Consider the following 22,788-nt stretch of genomic DNA (forward strand, 5'->3'; position numbering starts at 1 on the left):
GGTTTTGTCTTTTTGGCGTTTATAAACCATCGGTTGATTAGCCCCCTATCGTTAACCGCTTATTCATGGCTTTGGCTGACAAAAGTCCACTAACCACGTGAGCACGTGAAGGGAAGTGCATAAGCAAGTTGGAAGGGCCTGTCGCAACCCGCCATGCCCCTAAACGCGCCCACAAAAAAAGGCCGCATTCACATGCGGCCTTCTCGATACAACGTTTCAGAATTATGAAGCCAGCTCGGGAACGACCTCTTTCACCTCGTCACGACGCTGAATGTACTTCCAGTCTGCCTCATCAATGTAGATACCATTAGGCCCGCTACCGCCTTCCAGATCGATAGCCACATGGGCTGAGACCTGTGGCTTGACGCTCGCCAGGATAGGCACAAAGCCCAGCTGCAGGCTGGTTTCCAGAAGTGCCGCCTGGTTCTTCTCATCAATGTCTGCGGCTTCGTCCAGGTAGTAAGGCAAACGCACGCGTCCTGCCTGATCACGGTCCATCAAGTGCAGCAACAGGTACATGTTGGTCAGCGCTTTGATGGTCATGGTTGTACCGTTGGACGCTGCTCCATCGATGTCCGTGTGAATGACAGGTTGGCCATTGACCTTGGTAATCTCGAAGGCCAGTTCGAACAGATCCTTCAAGCCCAACTGGTTATGGTTGGCAGCCACCAGACGGGCCAGGTACTCCTTGGCCTCTTCGTTCTTGTTGTCCTGCTCGGCGCTTTGGCTCAGGTCGAAGACTGACAGTGTCTCGCCTTCCTCGTACTGACCTGCACTGTGGATAATCTGATCGATGTGTTTCAACGCTTCCTTGTTGGGTGCGAGAACGATACGGAAGCTCGCCAAGTTGGAAACCTGACGCTTGTTGATCTCGCGGTTGAACAGGGCAAGTTGATGCTCAAGGCTGTCGTAGTCGCTGCGGATGTTGCGCAGGGTACGCGCGATGTCCGTCACCGCAGCACGACGTGCCTTACCCAACGTCAATGCCTCGTCGGTTCGGTGTGCATACGCGTTGATCAGCAGGTGAAGACGACGCTCCATGTCGTCTTCACTGTCGAACTTCGCAACACCCTTGAGACGAACCTGTGCGTACAGCGCTTCAATCTGACCGTCACTGCGCAGCAAGCCCTGCCAGCTGTCCTGATAGTCGTTGAGCAGGGGCAGCAGGTTTTCCATTGAGTCGTCTATCGGGTCCATGAAAGGGATCCCGAATGGCAAGTCCGCTGGCAGCAACTGGCGACGGCGCAATGCGTCATCCAGCGTGCGCTGTTTGGATTCCAGATCACCTATCTGCCGCGCCACCAATTGCAGCTTGGCCGACAACTGCTGAACACGTTCTGTAAAGGCGTCGCTGGAGCGTTTCAGTTCGTCCTGAGCGGCTTCCATCTGCGCCAGGTCTTCAAGCTTTGAAGACTCTTCTGCGCTGAGGGTCTGGCAGCGACGGAAATCTTCCAGCGCTTTCTGTGCGTCCAACACCTGTTGATACAGTGCCTCGGTCTGCGTCTTACTCGCCGAGCGATCCGCTGCGACCGCCTGTTGGGTTTTCAGTTGTTTCAGTTCTTTTTCAAGGCGCTCTTTCTGATCACGCAGCGCCGCACGATCCGCCAAAGCCTGCAACGCAGGCGGCTCGATACTGGACAGATTGATGGTCAGGCCCGGAACAGAAAACTGATCGCCCTTGAAGCCATCCAGAATCATTTCCAGCGATTTGACCCAGGCGTCGCCATCGTCCAGCGCAATGCCCTGCTCGCCAAGCGGGAGGCTGAACAGTGCGCTGTTGAACAGGCGCATCAGACGCTCTACGTCCGGTTGCGAGAACTCTTCGCGCAGACGGGCATAACTGTTGTTGTCCGCATGATCGAGTTGCTGCTTGACCGATTTGAGGCGTTTTTCCAGATCGCGTAGTCGTTCGTCCAGGTCCTCGGCGCTGAACTGCCGAGATTGCGCCAGTGCGCCAGCCAACTCGTCGTGCGCATCCTTGGCGGCCAGCAGTTGCTGCTCCAGAACCTTGACGTCGTTGACCAGGGCAAAGCGATTCTTGAGTACGGACAGTTCGCCTACCCAACGCTGAATGCTGCTGATCTCCCGTTCCAGGCGCATGAGTTCCTGGGTACTGCTGCGCTGCTCGTTCTGCATTTCATCCTGCTGGGCACGGTAGTGCTCGGCCTGAATGACCAGCTCTTCCTTGCGTGCGCCGGAGTAGTCCGACCATGTCCCCAGCAAAGAGTCGAGAATCGGTGATAGACGGTGCAGCTTGCCGCGCAGCAGGTCACGCTGCTTGACGCCTGCGGCCAGTGCTTCGACCAGCGGACCGGCCAGCACCAGCGAGTTGTAGTCCTGTTCCATGCGACGCACGTCGCGGAAGGCTTCTTCACACGCCGCGATGTAATCGACGCTGCCAGAGCGCAAGCTGTGCTCGAAGGCATCGAGGAACAGTTGTTTAAGCTTGGCGGCAGTGATCTCACGCATGTGCAGCAGGTTGATGAACAGCGCCCGGAAGGTCTTCAGGCTCTGCTCACTGGTCGAGCGCAGCGGAATCAGCGTCAGGTCCAGCGGGATCGAGGTGTGGCCGCCCACCAGAAGACGTCGCAGTTCGTCCGGCTTGAGCTCATAAGCCTTGATGCCTTTGCTTTCGAGATTGCTGAACAGTTCTTTCTGACGCAGGCAGGTGTCGTTTTTCTGGTAATGCCCCAGATCCAGTTCACCGGCATAGGCGAAGAACTGGTGACCGAAGCCGCCGCCCGGGCCGCGACCGACCACGCCTATGACGTGCGGGCCATGAGGCAGAGAAACTTCCACCAGAATGTAGCTGGTGTCCGAGGCAAAGTAGAAGCGCCGGGATTGTTCCAGGCTGTACTTGCCAAAGCTCATGTCCGACATACGCGCCAGAATCGGGAATTGTAGGGCGTTGATCGACGCACTCTTGCCCAGGTTGTTCGCGCCATAGACCGACAATGGGTTCTCCAGCGGGAACAGCCCCAGGCTGTAACCTGCGGTATTCAACAGGGCGAAACGGCGGATACCAAAACGTTCCTGGCTCATGCGTCCAACTCCTGTTCATCGGCAATGGCGCGAGCCAGAGCCTCTTCTTCGGTTTCTTCGCTGAATTCGGCGAGGTCCAGTGGATCATCTGTTTCCAGCAGCTTTTCATCGCTGTCGTCATCGATGAGCACCGGCGTCGGCAAGGGCAGGGCACTGTGCAGGCTGGCTGCCAGGTCGCGGTCCTGTTGAACCGAAAGGCACACGTCGAGAAAGCGATGCATGGGCGGCAGGAAGCGGTAGATACCCACTTCCTCACTGGCAAAGCCAAGCTGGGTCATGCGCCGCATGATTTTCTCTTCCAGCTCTTCTTGAGTCTGAACCTCGGCCTGCAGAAACAGATCGCGGTACTTCTCCAGCATCGACGGCAGTTCGTCGCGGCCCAGGCTGCCGCCATCCAGCACCGCCATCGGGTCACGGCCCTGGTCAGCCAGATGTTCGACCAGAATGAAAGTGAACAAGGCCAGACGCTGGGCGGTCTTGTTGACCTGCGCAGCGGCAAGGTCCGGCACGAAGTAGTAGAAACCTCGGGTATCGCACACCAGCTCAAAACCCAGTGCCTTGAACAGCGCACGGTACTGATCCTGGAAGTTGGACAATTGGGCGTACAGCTCCGGATCACGGCGGCTGACGTGGTAGCCCTTGAACAGCTCGCGAAAGATCGGGGCGAGCTGGGACATTTCGGATAGATCAAGATGCATGAACAGTGCTCTCGGAATTCTCTGGCTGCATGTCTTCGGGGGCAAGCAGGGCAAAGGAGCGCAGGCTGACGCGGTGCTCCCGTGTGTAGTATTCGCGGCGCTCGAGACGTTCGCGCACAAAGCGCTTGTCACGCGACAGACGCGAGAACCAGTACAGCAACTCTTCTGTTTCGCCGTTAGGCTCCTGCTCCAGCAGCCAGGTCATGAGGTCTGGCATCGGCAGGGCGCTTTCGCAGCGTTCGAGCATTTCCTTGACGGTGCGTGGCGCACGCGGCGGTTCGCCCTTGCGCGTGGCGCTGGCCTTGGGAAAGCGAGCCGGCTTGGGCTCGAAACGCGCCAAGGCATACACATACGCTTCAACCTGGCTCGCGCTGCCCAGAAAGGTGCTTTGCGGACGCGTGAACATCGGCATCGCAGCCTGTGGCACGGCGTCCAGCCCTTTACGGCGGATGGCAGACAACGCCAGTGCTGCTCCCCGGGTCACGGCGTTATGGCGACGCGCTTCTTCACGCAGCGGCAGCAGCAACTCACGCGCATGGCGCAGGGTAAGCTGGGCGCTGGTCTGCATTTCCAGAATGCGTGCGTGGGTACGCAACAGCATGTCGTCATCGACCAGATGGCCCAGGCGCTGTTGTTCGGTCAGTAGGCGCAGCAGGACATTTTCGACCTTGCGCACGCCTTGCTCGAATGCGCCATCCGCGTTCACCAACTGAATCATCGGCTCGACATATTCATCCCAGGTCGCCAGCACTTCTGCATAACGCTGACGGAGCGGGATCTGCCGGTCGCTGGTCTTGGCCCGATCAGCGACCGCTACCAATGCCTGCTCGTCATTGGCGAGCTTTTTCAGGACGTCACGCACGCGCATGTCGAGCAATCGCAGTTGCCGGGCCAGATCGTTGGCATCGCGAATCTCGAAGGCATCCTGGATATAACCGGCCAGACGTTCCAGATGGCGCAGATAGGCTTCGATCTCCAGGCACAGGCCAAGACGGTGTTCGCGGCGCAAATACGACAGAAAGTCATGAATCTGCGCGTTGAGTTCGAAACGGTTCGGGCTTTTGGCGACAGGCACCAGAATGTCCAGACGAATCCACACGTCCAGCAGATTGGTGATGTCTTGCGGGGTGCTGTCCTGTTGTTGAGCGGCAAGCTGCAGGCGCAGCTCGCTCAGGCTCAGGGTGCCCTGGTCGAAGTGTTCGCATAAGGGCTCGAGTAGCGCCCAATGCTCGGCAAGGGCGCGCAGGACGCGCTTGGGTTCGATCATGGATAGGCCGACTGTTGGCAAATGAAAGGCGGCGATTGTACTGCATCATTCACCCAAGGTTTCACCCCGGCACGATATGCTTCAGCACGAAAAGACGAACAACGCTAGAATTGCGCGCCTAACGTATCCACAGGTGACTGACCCTTGCTCAATGAGTCCCGTCGCCGCGCCTATCTGACCGCCATGCAGGTGGTCAACTGGCTGCCGCGCACAGAACTGCCGTTCGCTGCCCCGTCGCGCCCGGAGCTGCTTGCACCGGTGCCGCCGCCGGGTGAAGTGCAGAACATCGTCCCTGCAGTTTTGTCACCTGCGCCTGTGGTTGCCGATAACGTCGTGCCGATGGAGCGGGCGCCCGAGCGATCGGTTGAGCGGCCCAAGGTCGAAGTGCCCCGGCCTTCACTGGCCAGCACGCGGACAGCCGCAACCGTGGTTGAGGAGGCCGAACCTGCGCCGCCCAAGGCGGTGGTCGTGCCGCCGCCGCGTTTCTCCCTGCAATTGCTGCGCGCCGGAAGCTGCCTGTTGTTGGTGGAGTTATCCACCGGGCAGCCATTTCAGAGTCGTGACCCTTCCTATCTGTTGCTCAAAGACATGCTGCGCGCTGCCGGACTGCCAGACAGCCCGCAGATCATTGGCGAGCCCGTGCGCTGGCCTTTACTGGTGCGCGGTCAGATGGACCAAGGGCCGGAAGCGGCGCGTGATTTTGTGCAGGGGTTCGTCGGCGCGCGGCTTGAAGACGAGCCGTGCACCTGCCTGTGGCTGGTGGGGCTGCCTGCCATGAAGTTTGCAGGCGAAGCCGATGCCGAAGCCTACAACCGCGAGCTTCAGGTAGAGGGGCTTGGTAGTGCCTGGGCATTGCCGGGCCTTGAATTACTGATGGACGAGCCTGAACGCAAGGCCGATGTCTGGAAAGCCATGCGTCGGCTGATGACGCGCTGGAAAAAAATCGATGAGTGATGCAATAAGCTTCAGGCCCATGACCGAGGCCGATCTGGATGCGGTGCTGAAGATCGAATACGCAGCCTTCAGCCACCCCTGGACCCGTGGCATCTTTCTGGACGGGCTCAAATCTTATGAAATCTGGCTGATGTTCGAAGGCGCGCAGCAGGTAGGGCATGGCGTGGTTCAAGTCATCATCGATGAGGCGCATCTGCTCAACATCACGGTGAAGCCCGAGAGCCAAGGACGAGGCCTCGGCTTGCTGCTGCTGGACCATCTGATGAAGCGCGCGTATCAACTCAATGCTCGCGAATGCTTCCTCGAACTGCGTGACAGTAACCGGCCAGCCTATCGTCTGTATGAAAACTACGGTTTCAACGAGATAGGCCGGCGTCGTGATTACTATCCGGCAGTGGGCGGTCGCGAAGACGCTGTGGTCATGGCCTGTACGCTTCTCGAATAGCCCGCCGCGGGAAGAATCCTTAACGCTTGGCGTTACTGTCCAGTGGGTCGACAATCGCCATCTCTTCTTCGTCCAGGCCGTCGCCGCCGCCAATGTCGTCTTCGTCGACAACGGTCAGGTCCAGATCGGCCGGGTTGTTCTCGCCACGTTCATTGGGCGAGCGTGCGCCATCTTCATGAATCAGGGTTTCAGGCGAAAGATCATCATCGGTAGGCTGATGATCGTCGGTGGACGCGCCAGTCATCCCGGCCTCACGCACGCGCTCATCCGGAATTTCATGTTGCAGTTCGTCTTCAGGCATAAGATCGCCAATACGGGCGGTTTCATCCTCTTTGAAATTCAGCTCTTCCATAGAGCCCATACGGTCTTCGTTGTCGTCGATGGGTTCCGGTTGAGTGGCATCGAACGGACGGCGTGAATCGTTCATGACGAATCCTCTTTGCAGGTGGTCTTGTAAGGTGGACCGGCTGCAACTTTGAAGATTCCTTCTGATTCACGGGTGGTGTGCTGTCGGGCAATTTATTTCAAACGGTTCAAAGGCATTGAGTCAGGGTGAGTAGTGGCACAAGGACGTGACTCCCGGAGTCAAAGGCCAGTCCAAGGCTGAGCATCATAAACGAGGCATCAAAGCATGAACGAGCTACAAGATCTGATTGATAACAATGCACGTTGGGCCGAGGCGATCAAACAGGAGGACCCTGACTTCTTCGCCAAGCTGGCTCGCCAGCAGACCCCGGAATTTCTTTGGATCGGTTGCTCGGATGCGCGCGTTCCCGCTAACGAGATCGTCGGCATGTTGCCCGGCGATCTGTTCGTACACCGCAACGTGGCCAACGTTGTGCTGCACACGGACCTGAACTGCCTGTCGGTGATCCAGTACGCCGTGGACGTTCTGAAGGTCAAACACATTCTGGTCACCGGTCACTACGGGTGTGGCGGCGTACGCGCGTCCATGCAGGACCGCCAGTTTGGCCTCATCGATGGCTGGCTGCGTTCGATCCGTGATTTGTATTACGAGAATCGCAACGTGCTGGCAGAGCTGCCGACCGAAGAGGAGCGTGTCGACCGCATGTGCGAGCTGAACGTGATTCAGCAGGTCGCCAACGTGGCCCATACCAGTATCGTGCAGAACGCTTGGCATCGTGGTCAGAGCCTGTCGGTGCATGGCTGCATCTATGGCATCAAGGACGGTCGCTGGAAAAGTCTGGACACTACCATTACCGGTTTCGAGCAGCTTCCTCCCCAGTATCGCCTGCGTCCGCAGGACTGATTCAGCTGCAAAATCAGGCGGTGTGCGCTTTCAACGGCGCACACTGCTGATCATCACAGCACGAATCGTTGCACCATCAGATTCAGATCCGTCGCCAGCATCGACAATGCGTTGCTGGCGATCGTGGTCTGCTGCGCGCCGGAGGCGGTCTGCGAAGACAGATCGCGAATGCTGCTCAGGTTACGGTCCACTTCACCCGCCACTTGTGCCTGTTGCTCTGCGGCGCTTGCGATCAGCAGGTTGCGGTCGTTAATGGTGCCGGTCGAGCTGATAATCACGTTAAGGGCTTCACCCGTTGCTGCGGCCTGCTCAAGGGTCAGGTTGGCTTGCGAAGCCGTATGACGGAGTGAGCTGGCAGTTTGTTGGGTGCTCTGCTGGACACTGCTGATCAAGCCTTCTATTTCCGCCGTCGACGCGCTGGTGCGTTGTGCCAGCGAGCGTACTTCATCGGCCACCACGGCAAACCCGCGTCCGGCTTCACCGGCGCGTGCCGCTTCGATGGCCGCGTTCAGTGCCAACAGATTGGTCTGATTGGCGATGGCGCGAATCACGTCCAGGATGCTGCTGATGCTCTGGGTGCGCTCGGCCAGCCCTTCTGCCTGATGCGAGGAGTCCAGTACGTTCTCGGTCAGTGCCTTGATCGAACTGATGGTCGCCGACAGTTTGACCTGGCCCTGCGCCGCCGCCTGGGTGGACGCTTCGGACTCGCTGACCGTATTGCTGGCATTGTCCGCGACCTCGACGGCGGCCTGGCTCATCTGGTTGACCGCCACCGCCGCCTGTTCGATTTCGCTGTTCTGCATGTGCAGATTGAGCGCGCTGGCTTCAGCGATGGTGCCCATTTCCTGAACCGACTGGGACAGTTGCGCGGCGGCTGCATAAATCTGGTCGATGGTGCTGTGCAGATTGGTGCGCATACGACCCAGCGTGGTCAGCAACTGCGCGGTTTCGTCCCTGCCTTCCGGAATGTCGTGACGAGTCAGGTTCCCGTCGGCAATGGTGCTGGCGATGTGCAACGCATGGCGAACCGGGCGGATGATGCTGACGCTCAAGCGCCAGGCCAGCAGAAGAGTGAGCACAAGGGCGACAGCGATGGCGGTGAGGGCGATCGTGCGCGTTTGCTCATAACGAGCGCTTGCGGCTTCGACGGCAACGGCGGCGCTCTGCTTGTTCAATTCGCGCAACAGTTGCACCTGCATGTCCATCAGGTCGCCCTGCATCGCCAGCATCGTGTTGGCCAGCATTCGTGCTTCATCCAGCTTGTTTTGCTCAATCAGCGCCATCTGGTCCAAAAGCCCGGGCATGAACGCCTTGTACGCGTCCTGCAAGGCGATGATCGAGTCATGCTCGGTGCCAGCAGTCACGCGGGCCAGGTAGTCCGCGAAGCCTTTCTCGACTTCATTCTTTAGCTGTTCAACGTTGATCTTGCTATTGATCACGGCGCCCGGATCATCAGCGTTGGCGATCAGGCGCGTGGTTTCGCTGCGCAGCTTCACCAGACCGATGGCGATGGCATCGGCCATCGCGATACTGGGCAGCGCGCCGCTTTCGACGGCCTCGCCCTGGCGTCGAATGTCCTGCATCTGCAACAAGCAGAAAGCGCCCAGGGCAACCATGAGCAGGGCCGTGACGCCGAAGCAGATCACCAGGCGTGGCGCGATCCTGAAACGACGCAGCACCGTTACCCCGGACTTTTGACGCAAGAAGCGAGGCAGGAATTTTTTCACAGCAGATGACCCCTTTGGACGGACCCTTTCGGAGAGCCGTTTATAAGGCACGTGTGTGATGTCTTTATGACATGCTTGCGGCATGTCGCATTGATGTCAGAAAGCGCCCGGTCCAATAGGCATCAGGTGAACGGGGCGCCGATTTCCTCCATCAGTTCTTCCAGATAGCGCTTCAGTCGTTCGTGCCTGACCTTTGCCAGAGACGCCCCCGTGGCGGTCTGAAAGCCATCGGCCAGGTGCAGCAGCTTGGTGTGGAAGTGATCGACTGCAAAATCCTTGTCATCGTAGGGACGCTGAGCGGCATGCGGGTCTGCCGGGTCATACAAAAAGCGGCCCATGCGCCCGGACACATAAAACACCCGCGCTACACCAACCATGCCCAACGAGTCGAGGCGGTCGGCGTCCTGCAGGATTTTTGCCTCCAGGGTCAGAGGCGTTACCTGCGCCGAAAAGCTGTGAGCCTCAATGGCGTGCGCGACCGAGGCGATGCTTTCTTCGTCCCAGCCCATCTCGGTCAACAGATCGGTGGCTCTGGCAGCCGCGAGTCGAGACGCACTGGAACGGAAGGGCGAATTCTTTTCCACCGACACACAGTCATGCAGCAAGGTCGCTGCGATGAGGACGCGGGCGTCACCGCCTTCATGGTCACGAATGGCACAGACATTGTTCCAGACGCGCAGCAGGTGCGAGGTATCGTGTGAGCCGTCGATCTTCTCGGCGTGGGTGTGCGGGATCAGCAGGCGAGCGAGGTCTTCGAAAGGGGCGAAACGGTCGGCAATCATCAAAAACTCCAGAGGCGGCTGGGCTGAACGAAGCATTACAGAAAACCAGGCGATCAGGCTACCGGGCCACGATTTCACTGATCTGTCCTGCCGGCAGTCACGCGCTATCGATCTCAGGGCGATAGCCAAGCGCCGGGTTATGAGAAATACCCGTTGGAGCGTGCTCTTGAAAAGGGACAGGCAGAAGGCAGTGACTGCGGTCCGGGACCGCTACCGCGAAGCGCAGGAATAGAGAGAAGTAATCAGTGGACGGGCCCTGTTGCGGATCGGTTTGCCCTGAAACGGGAAAAGCCCTTTATAATTCATGGTTTTTAACCCGATGCGAGAACCCCTGTGAGCTTACCGTCCTGCCCGAAATGCAATTCCGAGTACACCTACGAAGACGGCTCCTTGCTGATCTGCCCGGAATGCGCCCATGAGTGGTCCGCTGACGGCAGCGGCGAAGCGTCCGAAGACGTCAAGGTCATTAAGGATTCCACCGGAAACGTGTTGCAGGACGGGGACACCATTACGGTCATCAAAGACCTGAAAGTCAAAGGCTCCTCCCTGGTGGTCAAGGTGGGCACCAAGGTCAAGAACATCCGTCTGGTCGATGGCGATCACGACATCGACTGCAAGATCGACGGCATTGGTGCAATGAAGCTCAAATCCGAGTTCGTCAGAAAGGTTTGATTCGACGGGTCATGCGCTTTAGCCTGAACGCCTCGCCCGTCCTTCGACCGGCGAGGCGTTTTTATTCCAGCAAGAGGGCCCGCTCATGCCGAAAGCACCCGCACCCTATCTCAAGCCGGACGAATGCGTCGTGCTGTTCGACGGTGTCTGCAAACTGTGCAACGGCGTGGTGAAGTTTCTGATTCGCCACGACCCGCACCGGCGCCTGCGGCTGGCTGCCGTGCAGTCCGAAGAAGGCCAGGCGTTGCTGAAGTGGGCGGGGCTGCCGCTGGACGAGTTTCACACCATCGCGGTGATCCAGAACGGTCGCGTCTGGCTGCGTTCTGACGGTTTTCTGCACATCATGCGTCTGTTGCCAGCGCCTTGGCCGCTGTTGAGTATCCTTCGCGTGTTCCCGCGCTTCCTGCGGGACTGGGCCTACAACCGGATTGCGCGAAACCGTTATCGCCTGTTCGGCCGCTACGATCACTGCCTATTGCCTTCACCCGATCATGAAAAACGCTTCCTGGGTGCGCCGCCAGCCAAATGAGCCTGACCGGCGGTCACTTGCAAAGGGCGTGATACATGGATGTGTTGTGATCCACAGCATCGGCCCGTAGAATTCCTCTCATTCGGCTGTATCTCCCATATCGACAATAATCCACTTCGCACGCAGCGCTCGGTCAGCATCATTGAGCGGGGCGTTTTCGCGTTGGTTTTTTCGTTGGGAGATGTCGGGCATCAACGCTGCCTCGCTGCCAATATCGCGCTGCGGGTGTGCGTTTGCCAACGATGCGTCAGGTTTGTACCGGTGCCATGCGGGTTCGTGTGGCGGAAGACCCTTTGGGTCGCAACACACTTCGAGCGTTGTATATTTTTTGATGACTACACCTCCCCATGCACAGGCCGGTAGCTGGCTTGGCGTACTCGCGCTGGCGCTGGCGGCCTTCATTTTCAATACCACCGAATTTGTGCCGATCGGTTTGCTGAGCAATATCGGCAAGAGCTTCGACATGACCACCGCGCAGGTTGGCCTGATGCTGACCATCTATGCCTGGGTCGTGTCACTCATGTCGCTGCCGATGATGCTGATGACGCGCAACGTCGAGCGGCGCAAGTTGCTGATCGTGGTCTTTGCCGTGTTTGTGATCAGCCATATCGTTTCGGCGATGGCCACAAGCTTTGCGGTGCTGTTGGTCAGCCGGGTCGGCATTGCGTTTGCGCACGCGGTGTTCTGGTCGGTCACGGCGTCCCTGGCCGTGCGGATCGCGCCGCCCGGCAAGCAGGTGCAGGCGCTTGGGCTGCTGGCGACCGGTACGTCGCTGGCGATGGTTCTGGGCATCCCGCTGGGCAGGGTTCTGGGCGAAGCATTGGGGTGGCGGACCACATTCCTGGGGATCGCAGGTGTGGCTGCATTGGTTGTGTTTCTGCTGACGCGCTCACTGCCGCTTTTGCCAAGCCAGAACTCCGGCTCGTTGAGAAGCCTGCCGATGCTGTTCAAGCGCCCTAAATTGATGGCGGTCTATCTGCTGACCGTCCTGGTCGTCACGGCTCACTTCACGGCCTACAGCTACATCGAGCCGTTTACCGAAACCGTTGCCCATCTCAGCGGCGAAGTCACGACCATTCTGCTGCTGGTGTTTGGCGGTGCAGGGGTCATGGGGTCGATCATATTCAGTCTGTTCAGCGATCGTTTTCCCAACGGGCTGTTGCTCACCGCCATTGGCACCATTGCCGTGTGCCTGCTGATGATGTTGCCGTTGTCCGGCGATGCCGTAACGCTGGGTACGCTGACCGTGGTGTGGGGGATGGCGATCATGAGCTTTGGGTTGTTGCTGCAAGCCCGTGTGCTGTCGCTGGCGCCGGATGCGACAGACGTGGCGATGGCGCTGTTCTCGGGGATCTTCAATATAGGGATTGGCGGCGGGGCGCTGCTTGGCAGCGTGGTGAGCAGTCAGCTGGGTGTATCGAACGTCGGGATCGTTGGCGGCCTGCTGGCCCTGGGCGGGTTGGCGCTGTGCAGCTTTACCACGTATCACTTCGGTAAAACGGCCACGACGGCCGAGCCTCAGACCGACAGCAAATTCTGATCGGGTCCTGGCCACGCTGACCGGAACGTCCGGTCAGCGTGCGCGTTGGGTCAGGCTTTGAGCCGACCCAGCCATTCCAGCGACGTTCTCCAGATACAAATCCCCAGGAAATACGCCGACATCGCCAGCCACAGCCCCATGACTAACGGGCCGTTGTGCGGGTGGTTGATGATCAGCAGTGCGCTGGACAGCAACCAGACCGCCGTGACCGCAATGTTGATCGGCATGAAGCGACGTACCCGGAACGGGTGCAGAAACTTCATGCGGGTCAGTGTCAGCAGCGCCAGAACGATGATCGTGATAAAGGTCAGCCAGGGACTTGGCGACAGAATGTAGAGGCACAGCACGACAACGTTCCAGGCAGCAGGAAAGCCCTGGAAGTAGTTGTCCTTGCTCTTCATGTCTACGTTGCAGAAGCAGAACAGCGACGACACCAGAATGACCGACACACTCAACAGCAGCGTGTAGTCAGGCACGGGGATGTAGCGGTAGAGGAACAGTGCGGGAATGAACACGTACGTCAGGTAATCGATGACCAGGTCCAGAACCGAGCCGTCGAAGTGCGGCAGTACCGAGGTCGTATTGACCTTGCGTGCCAGCGAGCCGTCCACCCCATCCACGATCAGGGCGGCGCCAAGCCACAGCAGGCAGGCTTTCGGTTCATTGTTGAACAAGGCAATCGTCGCCAGAAACGCCAGGACCACGCCGGTGGCGGTAAAGCCGTGCGCGCCCCAGGCGTTGATTCTGGCTATGCGTTGATTGGTTATCACGGGGCGCTCTCCAGGAAATAATGCTTGTCAGGGTTGCCGTAAACCTGACCGGTAGCAACTATCGACCCGGCAATCGGCGATAAGGTTCAGCGGTGACTATCGCTCGTTTCCCTGTCGTTTTCCAGAAAACGGCGATCCTTGCCTGACCGCTCGTCTCTGTATTCTTGCGGTTCGACGAAGCAGGTAGGCGGTGCACCGTTAGCGTTGAGCTGGTTGATCAGCGTCGGTTGGCCCATATCATTGAACAAGACCTGGCCAATACCTGCCGAATTCCACAGCCGTTCACCCGCTTTACTGTGTTCTGGCGTGCGCGGGATAACCTTCATCAGGCGTCGCTTGGTGAACCAGTTCAGCGGCGAACGCGGTGAGTATAACCACCGATTGAGCCGATCAAAAGTGTCGAGTAGGCGTCGAGGGAATTCATTCTTGATCCCGCTGCTGGTGACCTGCCATATGCGCGGTCCGCCAGCGCGGTGTCGGATCAGGATTTCATAGACAAACGAGTAGTGCACATCGCCCGACAGGATCACGTAATTGCCCGGCGTTCTAGAGTGCCTGAAGATGTTCAGAATGACCTGGGCCGCGCCGCGGTGGGCCATCCAGTTCTCCGCATCCACCAGCAACGGGTAGCCGCACCAGCTGAAAATCCGCTGGATCGCCTCAATCAGCTTGACCCCGAAAATCGGCGCAGGTGACACGATGATGGCTGATTTGTGGTCGATCAGTTCCTGCTGCAGCTCGCACAGCGCCTCCCAGTCCATCAGTCCGGAGGGATGATTGAAATCCGACTCGCTGCGCCAACGGCGTGTCCGGGTGTCCAGTACCACCAGCGCAGGGTGGGTAGGCAGCACGTAATGCCATTGCTGGAATTTCAGCAGTTGATCGATCAGCGTGTCCTGAGCCGTGCTGTCCAGTTGGTTGTCCCGGCTGACCGCTTCACCGCTCAAGGCCTGCGCCTGGCCGACAAGCCCGTTCAAGGCATCGGGGTTGTTGCCCCAGCCCTGACACAACAGGTAGGCGATCAATGCATTGCCGATGATGCGTTTCGAAAAGGGGTGGCCGTAAGCCGTGTGTTCCCAGTTGGCCGACAGGTTCCAGTCGTCCGTGATGTCGTGGTCATCGAACATCATCATGCAGGGCAGGTGGGCCATCGCCCTGGCAACGCCCCCCAGGCCATCGCGAAAATCGTCGATAATCTGCTGCTCTTTGGCATAGCGCTCGCTTTCCTCGGCGTCGAGGTGCGTCGGCATGTCTGTTTCGACCAGCGTCCAGGGCACGGGTGACCAGACCAGCAGGTACATCGCCATGACTTCCGCCAGGGTGACCAGATGGTTATCTGCGGTGGCGCTGGTAAACACGGGTTTGCTGGTGCCGCCGAAGAAACGCTCACGCAGGGTGTCGTTACTCTTCAGGGCGGGCAGCAGGTCGGCACGCTGGTAGTAACTGGCCGGATGGTCATACAGGCTCTGGCTGTCGTCGACCACCGCACCTTCAAGCTGCTCGTCGAACAACCCCAGAAGGTCGATAAGTGCATGGATTTCCCGCAGCATCGGGCCTGCAACGTCGTCGGCGTAGACCTGATCGCCGCTCATCATCAACAAGGCAGGCCGTTGCAGCGGGTCGGGCGTGGCCGCCAGCAGACGATCCACGCACAGCAGCCCTTCAGCCGAACCATGATGGGGTTTGCGACACGAGCCGTGGAGCAGATGGTCAATCGTGCTGCGCACCACGAAGTTCGGGTGGCGCGCGCCGCTGTAGAGCAAATGAGGTGCCCAGTCGGCAATGCCGCTCTGTTCGTCGTCAATACGCAGGTCGTAGTCGATCAATTGGTCTTTGGGCAGCTCGCCGTCTAGGTGCACGTCAATCAGATGAACGAATGCCTGACGGCCGATCGCAACGACCTGGCAACGCTCGTCATTTAAGGCGTAGTCCGTGAACGCTACATCAGCCTGCCCACCCACCCGCAGGCGCAACGTCAACGCCAAAGGGCGCGAACCCACCAACCACAACACCAGTCGATGGGCTTCCTGGCGGCGTAGCACGGGGCCTGCAAGAACGGCGGGTAACGAGGCAAACGATGGCGCGGGCGAGGGGGGCATCCTGAATTCGGTCTCTGACTGAACAATGGCGGGAAATAGTAACGCAGCGCAGATGGAAAGTTCCGGTTACACAAAACCCATTGCTCTCAGCATGTTTCAAACCTGGCAGTGGCAAGCTGTTTGGTCGGAAAAGCCTGACGTCTTCCGAAAAAGAATCGCTCGTGCACTCCAGAGGTTTCGTACGTTGCCGATAGAGCCTTCTACAGGGAGCCTCACGTCGATGCAGCTACGCATCAAAAATGGAGCTCTACCCGGTTTCTCAGAAGTAGGGTTTTGCCATGAACTGGTTCTATAACGCTAAGCTGTCTACCAAGCTGTTTATCTCATTCGCGCTCTGTGCGCTCATCACTCTTGTGGTAGGCATCATCGGTAGCCAAGGCATCGGCGATCTTGCCAACAGCCTCAAGCTTACGTTCTCCAATAACCTGGTGTCGGTCGGCAAGACCAGCGAAGTCAAGGCCAACGCCATTGCGCAGAACCGTGACCTTTACCGCCTGCTGTCGACAGTGGCCGCCAATGCGCCCCAGAGCGTCAAGGATCAGGTCGTCACCAGTCTGCGCGAAAATCGTGCTCAGGCAGAGAAGGCCTATGCTACCTATCGCGCTACGCCGCTTGAAGATGATGAGCGCGCCGCTGGCGATCTCATGGACAAGGATTGGCCTGTCTATCAGGCTGCCGTTGATCGGGCTGTCGGCATAGCCATGACCGGTGATGTTGGAGCGGCAAGAACGCTGGTAGACGGTGAAGTTCGTGATATCTACCTCAAGATCATGAATGAGCTGAACACCATAGTCGATTCCAACGCCCGTCAGACCGGAGAAGGTGCGGTCGCTGCCGGCAAGACCGAGTCCGCCGCCAAGCTCAACCTGTACCTGGGCATCGGCGTAGCCTTCCTCGCCGCCTTCCTGCTCGGGCTGTTCATCAGCCGTGTCATCAGTCGGCCGATTGCATCCGCTCTGGTCAATGCCCAGCGCATTGCAGGGGGCGACCTGACCCAGTCGATTGTCAGCCTGCATCGCGATGAAGCCGGGCTGATGCTGTCGGCGCTGGGTGACATGCAGACCAGCCTCAAGAGCACCATCGGGCAAATCTCCAGCGCGGCCGATCAGCTCGCATCGGCTGCCGAAGAACTGAACGTTGTGACGGAAGAAAGCAGCCGTGGTTTGACGCGTCAGAACGACGAGATTCAACTGGCCGCCACCGCCGTGACAGAGATGACCGCCGCAGTAGAGGAAGTGGCGCGCAATGCCATTTCGACCTCCGATGCGTCGAAACTGACCAGCACCGAGGCTGCTACCGGCCGTGATCAGGCGCGGGAAGCGGTTGACGCGATCAATACGGTGAGCACCGAAATCAGTAGCTCGACGGCGATGGTTGAAGAGCTCGCAGGGCGTGTTCGCGAGATCGGCAAGGTGCTGGACGTGATTCGCGGCATCGCCGAGCAGACCAACCTGCTGGCCCTCAACGCAGCCATCGAGGCCGCGCGTGCAGGCGAACAGGGCCGTGGGTTCGCCGTTGTGGCCGATGAAGTGCGAGCCCTGGCGGCACGCACTCAAGCGTCGACGGGCGAAATTGAAACCATGATCAGCAGCGTACAGACCAGCGCAGACCAGGCCGTGCGTGCGATGGGCAACAGCCGCACCCTGGCCAGCAGCACTCAGTCACTGGCTCAGGCCACCGGTCAGTCGCTGGAGCGAATTGCCCAGAGCATCGCGGAAATCAACGACCGCAACATGTTGATCGCCACCGCCTCGGAAGAGCAGTCCCATGTTGCACGTGAAGTGGATCGCAACCTGATCAACATTCAGGACCTTTCCACCCAGACCGCTGCCGGTGCCAATCAGACCAGCGCATCGAGTCAGGAACTTTCACGCCTGGCGATCTCGTTCAACAACCTGGTGGGCAAGTTCAAAGTCTGACTTGCGAAAACCCGGCCAGCGTCTCCCGACGCTGGCCGCCGTTGCAATCCGTTCAGGCACTCAGGCGTTTCTGGAAAAAGAAACGCGCGTGACCGGGCGGGTAGTCCTCGATTTGACCAAACTCCGTAAAACCGTGATTGCGGTAAAAGTCCGGTGCCTGAAAGTCAAAGGTATCGAGCCACATGCCGATGCAGTTTTTCTCCCGCGCCAGGTCTTCGGCCATCTGCATCAGACGAGAACCTGTCCCTTGCCCCCGGGTTTGCTCAGGTACGACCAGCAACTCGATAAACAGCCAGCGGTAGAAGAAACGGCCGTGCAAGCCGCCGATAATTTCCCCCGTTTGCTCGTCACGCACCAGTAATGCGAGTTTCTCGGACAGACCGTCACCGGCCTTATCGGCGTTGTAGCGCCTTAAAGGCTCCAGAATCGCCAGGCGATCGTCTTCTGTCGGGTCCGTCTTGACTTCAATGTTCACGCTCATGCGGTGGCTCCCAGCCTTCGATTGCAAGCAGTCAGCGTAGAGCGCAGCGGTGATGGGGTAAAGCCCCCAGGGGCAGCGTCCGCGATGGTGCGTCAGGCCGAACGGATACAGTTACGGCCAGCATGCTTGGCGGCATACAGCGCAACGTCAGCAGCGTTGATTAGCTGATCGGCCGTGGCGTGCGGCGCCATTGCAGCGGCTACGCCCAGACTGATTGTCACCACAGCGCCTTCGCCTTGCGCCGGATGCGGCAATTTGAGCGTGGCCAGTGCAGCCTTCATGACCTCGGCAAGCGCCTTGGCCTGATTGATGCCGGTGTTGACCATCAGGATCAGAATTTCTTCGCCTCCGTACCGGAACGCGACTGCGCCATGCGTCTGCGCGTTCTGCTGGATCACTTGGCTCATCAGCTTCAGGCAGCTGTCGCCCTGAGGGTGGCCGTAGTTGTCGTTGTAGGATTTGAAGTGGTCGATATCCAGCAGGATGAAGGCCACGTGCGTGGGCGTTTCCTGAGCGCGCTCCCAGATTGAAGTGACCAGTTCGTCCAGATACCGCCTGTTGAACAGCCGGGTCAGTGCGTCGGTGCGCGCCACTTCCATCAACTGCACATGCAGCAACCGGCCGCGTAAGGCGAACAAATAGCTCAGCCGGGCACCTCGCTCGAGAAAATAAGAGGCCATCAATAGCAAGGCGACGGTGGATATGAATAACAGCGCGTTCGCTTGCCAGGTCAGGACGTCTGAGAAACCGGCCATGTCCGTCGTTACCAACTGAATGGTCAGCATGCACAGCATTGCCACGACGGCGTAGCGAAACGGCAGTTGCTGGATCATGGTGCCGTACACCATGACCAGCAGCATTCCCAGTTGGTAATGAAGTTGGTAGGGGCTTTCGCTGAAGGTCATGATCACTTGCGGCATCAACGAAGAGAGCACCGTGCCGACTGCCGCGGTCGTCTCCAGTGACCATCGAGACTTCATTCGCTGAACCATCACCAGCATGGTGATGAGCATCGGCGTGATCACGCACACCCGGCCTATCGCAACGTAGGTGAATACATCGCGCAACATCAGCCAGTCGCTGATGAGGTAGAGGTTGTAGATCAGACCGCCGACGATACCGACCGCCGTGAGGAACCGGCGTCGCTGTTGCTGGGTGTCTGCCTCATAACGCCGTTCAAGATTGCGGCTGAAGCGCAGGGCACCGACCCCGGAGGCAATGGTTCGCTCAACCTCGACAAGCGTCTGCGAGTCTTCGGCGGTTGGGCGATCAAGGGCAGGAGTGAGCATGTGGCACCGGGTTTCATCACATCGAGTCCATTAGGACAGCACGTGAGATGTCTTAGTGCCACTATTTAATGGCAGGCGGATGAAATGAGCAAGAAATCGTGTCGGTGACGAATTTTGGGGCTCAGGACTGGGGTCAGGCCAGTCCATCATTCATCGCGTTATGCCATAGCATAAACCATCAGGAATCACTCACTTTGAAAATGGCGACCTTTTGTTCAAGGCGCTCCGCCAGCAGCTCCAACGCCTTGCTGGAGGATGCAACCTGAAGCGATCCCTTGGCAGATCTCACGGTGGATTCGTGAATGCGACTGATATTGGCCGCGACATCCTCGGCCACTGCACTTTGCTGAACCGCTGCGCTGGCGATCTGGGAATTCATGTCGTTGATCGCGCCCACTTCCTTGCTGATTCTGGCCAGTGCGCTCTGGGCGTTGCGGGTTTGCGTCACGGTACGGCTGACCAGATCGCAGCAGTCACGCATGCTGTGCGCCGCCGTTTCAGTCCCGCTTTGCAGACTGCTGATCATTTCGCGGATTTCCTGCGTCGACTGCTGGGTGCGGTTTGCAAGGGATCGCACCTCATCGGCCACGACAGCAAACCCTCGCCCATGCTCGCCGGCGCGTGCGGCTTCAATGGCGGCGTTCAGAGCCAGCAGATTGGTCTGCGACGCAATGGCGTTGATCACCTCGATAACCGACTCGATGTGCTCACTGTCCTTTGAAACCCGTTCGACGGTGGTCGTGGTGTGACTCAGCGTGACGGCCAACTGCTCGATGGCCTGAGTGGTGTCGGCGACCAGTCGATTGCCGCTGTCGACTTCACCATCAGCCTCACGGGTTGCGCTGGCCGCTTTGGACGCATAACCAGACACCTCGTTGACCGTCGCTGCCATCTGCTTGATGGCCGCCGCAATCTGCTCGGCCTCACGTGTCTGAAGACTAATTTGATCGTTGTTCAGGGTGGATGTCGCCGATAGCTGACTGGAAGAGTGATTCACTTCCTGGGCAGCCATGCGTACCTGGGTAATGGTGTCTGCCAACTGACCGAGCGTGGTTTTCAGTACGCCCATCACGCTGCCGGGGTATTGAGTGACGATGGTTTGTCGCAGATCGCCTGCGGCCAGGCGCCGGATGGCTTCGGCCACTTCGACAGGCTCGGCACCCAGTGTCGATTTGACGAATCGGATGATGACAACCGCCAACAAAATGCTCAGCAGCAACGCCACACCGGTTGCCAGCAACATCAGCCCGGAAAACCGGCTGGCAGTCGTTTGCACGTCGTTGAGTTGCACCTTGATCGCTGCTTCTTCGTAATCGATCAGCGCATTGATGCGTTTCAGCCATTCGCTGTAATCGCCAGAGGTGCGGTTGAGCAGCAGCGCTTGGGCGTCAGTGATATTGCCAGCACGACGCAGATCGACAACCGCCTTGGTAGACGCCAGGGTCTTCACCTCGATTTCCTTGATGGCGCGCAGCAGCTCTTTCTCTTCCCGCGTGACGCCTGGGGCGTTGATCAACTGATCCATAGGCCGCGCTGATTCGACATAGGCTTGTTCAAGACTTGCCATCTCCGCCAAGTGAAACTCAAGGTCCCGGTCATTGTTCACCAGCACCGCATCGCGAATGGCAATGGCCCGATTGTGGACGCTGCCACGAAAGTTGATCGCGTAGCGCTGCACCTTTGCGGCGTTATCGCTGACGTTTTGCAGCGTGGAGTCAATGACATCCACACGCTGGATACCCACGGCTGTGATCAGGACGAGCAGCGACACGATAGCGGCAAAGCCGAGGCCGATACGGGTGGCGAGGCGGACGGGTGTTTTCATGGTCTTGGCTCGGGGGTGTAGGGAGATTCAAGCGATGATGTCAATGAGGCATCGCTCGAAAGCCGAGACCATACGTGAGGCTTGCAGGTCGAGCTAATTAAGAATGTGTAACCCAAGCCATAGCGAAGAATTATTGATCTATTTCGGCTGGAGGGTATCAGGCTCGGTTTTCGTCTTTATCGCCCAATGGCGAAAATGCGTGCGGGCGCAGAGGTGCGATTTGCGAAGAAAAGGGGGGGATATTCAGAAAAATAGAGACGTCAGAAACAAGAAAGCCCGCACGAGGCGGGCTTCTTGTTGAACTTGGTGGCTACACAGGGACTTGAACCCCGGACCCCAGCATTATGAATGCTATGCTCTAACCAACTGAGCTATGTAGCCAAGTGGCGCGCATTATTCGCTCGGAACGGATATGTGTCAAGCGTCTTTGTGAAAAATAATTGCGTGTGATCAACCGGTTAGGCTCCGGTCCGCTCCTGAGGCTCCTCAGAGCATTGAATTCTTCTACTCATTGCTTCTTCGCTCAACGCGGGTTAGAGGGCTGCGCAACATCGCTTGGCGAGGCTGATGGTGTCGTCGTCATCATGATGACTCCTTTAGATGAGATTCACGTTTTCAGACGCTTTCCCGAATGTCGCAGTGCATGGATCGCGACGCGTAGAGCTGGTGCGCCGCCGGTCCGGTTCTTGCTTAAAGCTATGTGCAACGCCAATAACAGGGCTTTTCGCCAAAAAAAAGAACAGGTAACCGCGCTTTTCGTACCAACTTGAAGCGATGTCTATCGCCATTGAATCAATAGCATGGCATTTTGCTGCTATCGCTTTTCAAAAAAAGACACCCGCTCGGCCTTCTTGGACGCGTGAGGTGTTCACGGGGAGTCGCTGGACATGAACAGTATTCTGTCACCGGGTATGCGCCTGATGGGGCATTTCGGTTTTGCTCGCAAGTTCCAGGTCTTGTTTCTGCTGTTCATGCTGCCACTGGTGGGCAGCCTGTGGATGATTGCCAGCGATTACCGGAACAAGCTGGCTGTGATCTCGGGCGAGCAGTCAGGCGTGCGGCAATTGCTGGCGCTCGACGATTTGAACGTCGAGCTGGCGACTCAGCGTGACAATGCTGCGCGTTGGAAGGCCGCTGACATCCTCAAAGAGCCAACTCCGGAAGCCAAGGCGGCGATGGCCAATGTTGATGCCGGTAATCCTCGCATCGCCAAAGCCCTTGAAGCCCTCGGCGCGTCCTTGAATGTGGAAGGCGCTCCCGGTGACACCATGAATCGGTACAAGACGCTCCAGGCATCTGTTACCGGGATGGATACCGCTTCGTTGCGCACGGTCGGCTGGTGGCCGGACGGTTACGACCGTTTCACCACTGCCCTGAACAACGTTCAGGCCTTGCGCGAGCAGATCGCGATGGACAGTGGGTTGATCCTGGACCCGTGGCTTGAAACCTACATGCTGATGCAGCTCTCCACGCAGCAAG

General features: G+C 58.4%; 18 protein-coding genes, 1 tRNA gene and 2 pseudogenes. 7 read left to right on the forward strand and 14 right to left on the reverse strand.

What is annotated here, in order from left to right; genetic code table 11:
- Window positions 1-222 precede the first annotated feature (222 nt).
- The 3 genes from mksF to mksB are packed head-to-tail and all read right to left on the reverse strand — an operon-like array spanning window position 223 to window position 5,007.
- Window positions 223-3,042, reverse strand: a complete 2,820-nt coding sequence (mksF, locus tag ALP40_RS06290; RefSeq protein WP_122207453.1) for an Mks condensin complex protein MksF — start codon at window positions 3,040-3,042, stop codon at window positions 223-225.
- Window positions 3,039-3,740, reverse strand: a complete 702-nt coding sequence (mksE, locus tag ALP40_RS06295) for an Mks condensin complex protein MksE (RefSeq protein ID WP_004879893.1) — start codon at window positions 3,738-3,740, stop codon at window positions 3,039-3,041. Before mksE ends, mksF begins: the two co-directional genes overlap by 4 nt.
- Complete coding sequence (gene mksB / locus ALP40_RS06300) at window positions 3,730-5,007, reverse strand: Mks condensin complex protein MksB (RefSeq protein WP_122207454.1); 1,278 nt, start codon at window positions 5,005-5,007, stop codon at window positions 3,730-3,732. The genes mksE and mksB overlap by 11 nt, the downstream gene beginning before the upstream one ends.
- Window positions 5,008-5,151: 144 nt before the next feature.
- Here mksB and ALP40_RS06305 point away from each other — a divergent pair, with 144 nt between their 5' ends.
- Together ALP40_RS06305 and rimI are read left to right on the forward strand one after the other, a co-directional pair.
- Window positions 5,152-5,961, forward strand: a complete 810-nt coding sequence (locus tag ALP40_RS06305; protein WP_122207455.1) for an energy transducer TonB — start codon at window positions 5,152-5,154, stop codon at window positions 5,959-5,961.
- On the forward strand, window positions 5,954-6,406 hold the full coding sequence (rimI, locus tag ALP40_RS06310; protein ID WP_004879887.1) for a ribosomal protein S18-alanine N-acetyltransferase: 453 nt from the start codon (window positions 5,954-5,956) through the stop codon (window positions 6,404-6,406). Before ALP40_RS06305 ends, rimI begins: the two co-directional genes overlap by 8 nt.
- A gap of 19 nt (window positions 6,407-6,425) precedes the next feature.
- On the opposite strand, the gene ALP40_RS06315 is transcribed toward rimI, so the two are convergent.
- The gene (locus ALP40_RS06315) at window positions 6,426-6,833 is read right to left on the reverse strand and encodes a serine kinase/phosphatase (protein ID WP_122207456.1); all 408 of its coding nucleotides are present in this window, start codon (window positions 6,831-6,833) and stop codon (window positions 6,426-6,428) included.
- Window positions 6,834-7,037: 204 nt separating this feature from the next.
- Between ALP40_RS06315 and can the strand changes: the two genes are divergently transcribed.
- Entirely contained in the window at window positions 7,038-7,676 is a 639-nt protein-coding gene (gene can / locus ALP40_RS06320) for a carbonate dehydratase (protein ID WP_122207457.1), read from the forward strand.
- A 53-nt stretch (window positions 7,677-7,729) separates the two neighbouring features.
- On the opposite strand, the gene ALP40_RS26100 is transcribed toward can, so the two are convergent.
- The 3 genes and pseudogenes from ALP40_RS26100 to ALP40_RS06330 form a co-directional block, all read right to left on the reverse strand.
- A complete protein-coding gene (locus ALP40_RS26100) occupies window positions 7,730-8,593 on the reverse strand; it encodes a methyl-accepting chemotaxis protein (protein WP_409077507.1) in 864 nt (287 codons plus the stop codon).
- Window positions 8,588-9,487 (reverse strand): annotated as a pseudogene (locus ALP40_RS26105) (MCP four helix bundle domain-containing protein); the annotation flags it as partial. The gene ALP40_RS26100 and the pseudogene ALP40_RS26105, both read right to left, overlap by 6 nt.
- Before the next feature lie 38 nt (window positions 9,488-9,525).
- Window positions 9,526-10,185, reverse strand: a complete 660-nt coding sequence (locus ALP40_RS06330; protein ID WP_122207595.1) for an HD domain-containing protein — start codon at window positions 10,183-10,185, stop codon at window positions 9,526-9,528.
- A gap of 333 nt (window positions 10,186-10,518) precedes the next feature.
- On the opposite strand from ALP40_RS06330, the gene ALP40_RS06335 reads away from it, so the two are divergent.
- From ALP40_RS06335 to ALP40_RS06345, 3 genes are all read left to right on the forward strand, one after another.
- The gene (locus ALP40_RS06335; protein ID WP_122207459.1) at window positions 10,519-10,857 is read left to right on the forward strand and encodes a zinc ribbon domain-containing protein YjdM; all 339 of its coding nucleotides are present in this window, start codon (window positions 10,519-10,521) and stop codon (window positions 10,855-10,857) included.
- Between the two features lie 85 nt (window positions 10,858-10,942).
- Window positions 10,943-11,386 carry a thiol-disulfide oxidoreductase DCC family protein gene (locus ALP40_RS06340; protein WP_122207460.1) on the forward strand — a complete coding sequence of 148 codons (444 nt, stop codon included), beginning with the start codon at window positions 10,943-10,945 and terminating at the stop codon, window positions 11,384-11,386.
- A 328-nt stretch (window positions 11,387-11,714) separates the two neighbouring features.
- Complete coding sequence (locus ALP40_RS06345; RefSeq protein ID WP_122207461.1) at window positions 11,715-12,926, forward strand: sugar transporter; 1,212 nt, start codon at window positions 11,715-11,717, stop codon at window positions 12,924-12,926.
- A gap of 50 nt (window positions 12,927-12,976) precedes the next feature.
- Here the strand turns inward: ALP40_RS06345 and pcsA are convergent, their stop codons facing one another.
- On the reverse strand, window positions 12,977-13,696 hold the full coding sequence (gene pcsA, locus ALP40_RS06350; RefSeq protein WP_122207462.1) for a phosphatidylcholine synthase: 720 nt from the start codon (window positions 13,694-13,696) through the stop codon (window positions 12,977-12,979).
- A gap of 86 nt (window positions 13,697-13,782) precedes the next feature.
- Entirely contained in the window at window positions 13,783-15,795 is a 2,013-nt protein-coding gene (locus ALP40_RS06355; protein ID WP_122207463.1) for an alkaline phosphatase D family protein, read from the reverse strand.
- Between the two features lie 278 nt (window positions 15,796-16,073).
- Between ALP40_RS06355 and ALP40_RS06360 the strand changes: the two genes are divergently transcribed.
- A complete protein-coding gene (locus tag ALP40_RS06360) occupies window positions 16,074-17,714 on the forward strand; it encodes a methyl-accepting chemotaxis protein (RefSeq protein WP_122207464.1) in 1,641 nt (546 codons plus the stop codon).
- A gap of 52 nt (window positions 17,715-17,766) precedes the next feature.
- Here the strand turns inward: ALP40_RS06360 and ALP40_RS06365 are convergent, their stop codons facing one another.
- The 5 genes and pseudogenes from ALP40_RS06365 to ALP40_RS06380 form a co-directional block, all read right to left on the reverse strand.
- Entirely contained in the window at window positions 17,767-18,195 is a 429-nt protein-coding gene (locus ALP40_RS06365; RefSeq protein ID WP_122207465.1) for a GNAT family N-acetyltransferase, read from the reverse strand.
- Window positions 18,196-18,287: 92 nt separating this feature from the next.
- Window positions 18,288-19,484 carry a diguanylate cyclase gene (locus ALP40_RS06370; protein WP_122207466.1) on the reverse strand — a complete coding sequence of 399 codons (1,197 nt, stop codon included), beginning with the start codon at window positions 19,482-19,484 and terminating at the stop codon, window positions 18,288-18,290.
- Between the two features lie 178 nt (window positions 19,485-19,662).
- Window positions 19,663-20,727: a methyl-accepting chemotaxis protein gene (locus ALP40_RS26110; RefSeq protein WP_409077508.1), complete on the reverse strand. Its 1,065-nt coding sequence runs from the start codon at window positions 20,725-20,727 to the stop codon at window positions 19,663-19,665.
- Window positions 20,728-20,799: 72 nt separating this feature from the next.
- Window positions 20,800-21,309: pseudogene (locus ALP40_RS26115) on the reverse strand (MCP four helix bundle domain-containing protein); the annotation flags it as partial.
- Window positions 21,310-21,613: 304 nt separating this feature from the next.
- Window positions 21,614-21,690, reverse strand: a tRNA-Met gene (locus tag ALP40_RS06380).
- Between the last annotated feature and the right edge of the window lie 1,098 nt (window positions 21,691-22,788).

Origin of the sequence: Pseudomonas viridiflava (assembly GCF_003702045.1) — a bacterium.
GTDB lineage: Bacteria > Pseudomonadota > Gammaproteobacteria > Pseudomonadales > Pseudomonadaceae > Aquipseudomonas > Aquipseudomonas viridiflava_C.